Source organism: Gemmatimonadaceae bacterium (assembly GCA_035533755.1).
Classification (GTDB): Bacteria; Gemmatimonadota; Gemmatimonadetes; order Gemmatimonadales; family Gemmatimonadaceae; genus JAGWRI01.
The window spans coordinates 1-4,062 of the sequence record DATLTC010000084.1; the positions used below are offsets into that span (position 1 = coordinate 1).

Genomic DNA, 4,062 nt, shown 5'->3' on the forward strand with positions numbered 1-4,062 from the left:
GCGGCGGTTCCATCTCACCGAGCGTGGCCTGCAGGGCGAGATCGTGGCGCCCGCCATCGTGGAGGTGGGCGGCACGGCGCGGCCCGCCGTGGGGTGGCGGCTGCACCTGGCCGTGCTCGACGCCTGCTTCTACGCCACCGCGTGCCTGGCCTGGGCGCTCGATCCCGGGCATTCGATACCCGCGGGCATCGACGAACTCTTTGTCGGACGCTTCCCCATGCCGCGCGAGGACTGCGTGGTGCAGGTGGTGGCCGGCCCGCAGACCGACGAGATGGGCCGGTTCGAGTTCCGGCTGTACGGCGCCGATGGCGAAACGCTCATGGACGCCAGGGGCTACCGGATTGCCCGGATCGCGGCCAGGGAACTGGTGCTCCGGTGATCGATCTCAGCAACAAGATCTGTCTGGTGACCGGCGCCTCGCGGGGCATTGGGCGCGCCAGCGCGCTGCACCTGGCCCGCGCCGGCGCCGACGTGGCCGTGAACTACCTGACCTCGCAGAGCGCCGCCCGCGAAGTGGCCGAAGAGATCCGGCAGATGGGGCGTCAGGCCGCCGTGGTGAAGGCCGACGTGAGCGAGCCCGACGACGTGCAGGCGATGATCGCGTTCTTGGGCGAGCGCTTCGGCCGTCTGGACGTGCTGGTGAGCAACGTGGCCACCGGCGGCTTCCGGTCGCTGGTGGACACCACGCCGCAGCACCTCCAGGCGGCGATGGCCACCAACGTCACGCCGCTGCTCACGCTCACGCAGGCGGCGCTGCCGCTGTTGCACAAGGCCCAGGGGCGCGCCAAGGTGGTGGCCATGTCCAGCCACGGTTCGCACCGGGCGCTGCCGGCGTACGCCACCATCGGCACGTCCAAGGCGGCGCTCGAGAGTCTGGTGCGGCACCTGGCGCTCGAACTCGGCGACCGCATCAACTTCAATGTGGTGCTGGCCGGGCTGGTGGACACCGACTCCACCCGCGTTGCCCCGCGCGAGGCGTTCGAAAAGGCCAACGCCGCCATGATGGTGGGCGGCCGCGAACTCACCGCGAACGACGTGGCCGACGCCGTGGTGTTTCTGTGCAGCGCGGCCAGCGACCTCATTCAGGGGCAGACGCTCATCGTAGACGGCGGCGCGAGCCTGCGAGCGTGACGTGATCGCCCCCGGCCCCGGCCCGAACGTCCTGATGCTCTACCCGCGCTTCAACTCGGGGTCGTTCTGGGACAACCGGGCCGCGAGCGAGGCGGGGGGCGCGCGGATGCTCTCGCCGCCGCTGGGGTTGATCACGGTGGCCGCCATGCTGCCCGCACACTGGCCGGTGCGGTTCCTCGACCTCAATTGCACGCCCGTGGCCGACGCCGACTTCGCGTGGGCCGACCTGGTGATGACCGGGGGGATGCTGCCGCAGCAGGCCCACACGCTCGAAGTCATCCGCATGTGCCATGCGCGCGGCAAGCCCGTGGTGGTGGGCGGCCCCGACATCAGTTCGAGCCCGCAGCTGTACGACGAGGCGGACTTCAAGGTGATCGGCGAGGCGGAGCTGGTGATCGCCGACTTCATCGCGGCGTGGGAGCGTGGGGATCGCCGAGGCAGCTTCGTTGCCGAGAAGTTCACGGCCGACGTGACGCGCACGCCCGTGCCCCGGTTCGAGCTGCTCACGTTCAAGGACTACCTGCGCATCGGCGTCCAGTTCTCGCGGGGGTGTCCGTTCAACTGCGAGTTCTGCGACATCATCGAGCTGTACGGCCGGGTGCCGCGGGTGAAGACGCCCGATCAGATGCTGGTGGAACTGGACGCGCTGTACGCGCTCGGCTTCCGCGGCCGCGTGGACTTCGTGGACGACAACCTGGTGGGCAACAAGAAGGCGTTGCGCGAGCTGCTGCCGCGGCTCATCGAATGGCAGCGCGCGCACGGATTTCCCTTCGAGTTCTCCACCGAGGCGTCGGTGAACATCGCGGCCGACGACCAGGTGCTGGCGTGGATGCGCGACGCGAACTTCTTCGCGTTCTTCGTGGGCATCGAGAGCCCCGACGAGGCGACGCTGGTGGGCATGCAGAAAAAGCAGAACACCATGCGCGACCTGGTGGAGAGCGTCCACAAAATCAATGCGCACGGCATGTGGGTCACGGCCGGGTTCATCCTGGGCTTCGACACCGAGCGGAGCGGGGTGGCCGATTCCATGGTGCGGTTCATCGAGGCGTCGGCCATTCCCATCTGCATGGTGGGGCTGCTGTACGCGCTGCCCAACACCCAGCTCACGCGGCGCCTGGAGCACGAGGGCCGGCTGTTTGTCGGCAACGACATCGACATCGCGGGGGCGGCGGTGGCCGATCAGTGCGTGGCGGGCATCAATTTCGAGACCCTGCGGCCAAGGCGCGAAATCCTCGCCGACTACGTGAACGTGCTGGAGCGCATCTACGCGCCCTCGGCGTTCTTCGCGCGGGTGGGCCGCATGGGGCGCATGCTGAAGCCCGTTCGCCCGGGAATCTCCCAGGAGTCCGCCAAACCGGCCGGGCCCGCCGGACCCGTGCGCCGGGCGCTACGGTTTGCGCGGTCGCTCAACGCCACCGAGTTGCGCGAGGGGCTGGGGGTGGTGTGGCTGATGGCGTCGCGGCAGCCGCGGTTGATCGTGCCGTTCGCGCGCATGCTGTTCGACTGTGTGCGCACGAATCCCGAAGCGCTCAAGGCGGAGATGAGCGTGATCTCGCTGTATCTGCACGTGGGTCCGTTCAGCCGAACGGTAATCCGCGAGGTGCGGCGGCAGATAGACGCCATCGACCGGGGGGTCTGGCAGAAGCCCGGGGTCGCGGCGATCCCGGCATGACCGATTCGGGGCCTCTCGTCTCGGTGTTCATTCCGGCGTACAACGCCGAGGCGTTTCTCGGCCGCACGCTGGCGTCCGTTTCGCGGCAGACCTACCGGAACATCGAGATCGTCGTCGTGGACGACGGGTCCACTGATGGCACGGCCGGCGTCATCGCCGAGGCCGCCCGCCGCGACCGGAGGATCCGCGCCGTGCCGGGTCCGCATCGCGGCACCGCGGCGGCGCGCAACCTCGGCGCGTCCATGACCGCGGGAGACCTGCTGGCCCCGTGCGACGCCGACGACCTCTGGCATCCCGAAAAGTTGGCGCGGCAGGTGCAGGCGCTGGCCCGCGCGCCGGCGAACACGGGAGTGGTGTACTGCTGGAGCGACGGCATCGACGACGACGACCGCGTGATCTTTCCGGGGTGGAAGCGCGCCACCGCGCGGGGAAAGGTGTTCAACGCGATGGTGGCCGACTCCCTGCCCGGGTGCGGCAGCGTGCCCCTCATCCGGCGGCGCTCGTTCCAGGCGGCGGGCGGCTATCCGGAACGCTCGGCGCCCAACGACGACTGGCCGCTGTTCATCGCGTTGGCGGCGATCTGCGAATTCGCCGTCGTGCCGCAGGCGTTGGTGGGCTACCGGCTGCGATCGGACAGCGTGTCGGGCGACTACGAACTCATGGAGCGAACGCTGGCGGCCGACAGTGAGTGGATCGAGGAGACCTGGCCGGATACGCCGCGGGCCGTGCTGCGCCGGCGAGCCTACACCGTGGCCTGCTACCTCTCGTTCCTGGCGGCGCGCCGCGGCGATGTGCTCAGCGCGCTGCGCTACCGGCTGCGTGCCGTGGCGGCTCGGCCGCTGGAACTGGTGAGCCCGGCCTGGGTGGGATTCCACTATCTGTGGATTGCCCAGCTGTTCGGGGTGCGGCGGTACTACTGGGCCTTGTGGAAGCGGCCGGCGCGCTGGCCGGACGCGGTCGAGGTCACGGCCGCAGCTTCCGCCGGAGCTTCGCCAGCCACCCCTGCGCGATCAGCAGACGGATTCTGAGCGGCACCCATCGCCGCCGATAGTTTCCACCGGCGCCGTACCCGAATTCGCGAACGGCTCGCATGGTGTCCACATTGCCGGCGTTGTGGACCACGGGAATCGGCGTGCCGTGCGCGTCCAGAAAGACGCCGTCGCGCACCGAGTAGCGCGACGAGGCCGTGACCAGCACGAAGTTGTACCCGCGGTCCAACGCCACGAAGCCGTCGCGGTACAGCGCGTAGTTGAGCAGCA

General features: G+C 69.4%; 5 protein-coding genes. 4 read left to right on the forward strand and 1 reads right to left on the reverse strand.

The annotated features are described in order from the left end of the window. From VNE60_11785 to VNE60_11800, 4 genes are all read left to right on the forward strand, one after another. A partial coding sequence (locus tag VNE60_11785; GenBank protein ID HVB32200.1) for a polyketide synthase dehydratase domain-containing protein occupies positions 1-379 on the forward strand: 379 nt, incomplete at its 5' end. Then, positions 376-1,131 carry an SDR family oxidoreductase gene (locus tag VNE60_11790; protein HVB32201.1) on the forward strand — a complete coding sequence of 252 codons (756 nt, stop codon included), beginning with the start codon at positions 376-378 and terminating at the stop codon, positions 1,129-1,131. The genes VNE60_11785 and VNE60_11790, both read left to right, overlap by 4 nt. 1 nt (position 1,132) lies before the next feature. Beyond that, complete coding sequence (locus VNE60_11795; protein ID HVB32202.1) at positions 1,133-2,803, forward strand: B12-binding domain-containing radical SAM protein; 1,671 nt, start codon at positions 1,133-1,135, stop codon at positions 2,801-2,803. Continuing rightward, positions 2,800-3,831 carry a glycosyltransferase family 2 protein gene (locus tag VNE60_11800; GenBank protein HVB32203.1) on the forward strand — a complete coding sequence of 344 codons (1,032 nt, stop codon included), beginning with the start codon at positions 2,800-2,802 and terminating at the stop codon, positions 3,829-3,831. The genes VNE60_11795 and VNE60_11800 overlap by 4 nt, the downstream gene beginning before the upstream one ends. Here the strand turns inward: VNE60_11800 and VNE60_11805 are convergent. After that, the coding region (locus VNE60_11805; GenBank protein ID HVB32204.1) for a hypothetical protein at positions 3,767-4,062 on the reverse strand (296 nt) is incomplete at its 5' end. The two genes, VNE60_11800 and VNE60_11805, sit on opposite strands and share 65 nt — an antisense overlap.

Coding starts and splice junctions, on each gene's coding strand:
- VNE60_11800 (HVB32203.1), top strand. CDS start 2,800: ATGACCGATTCGGGGCCTCTCGTCTCGGTGTTCATTCCGGCGTACAAC.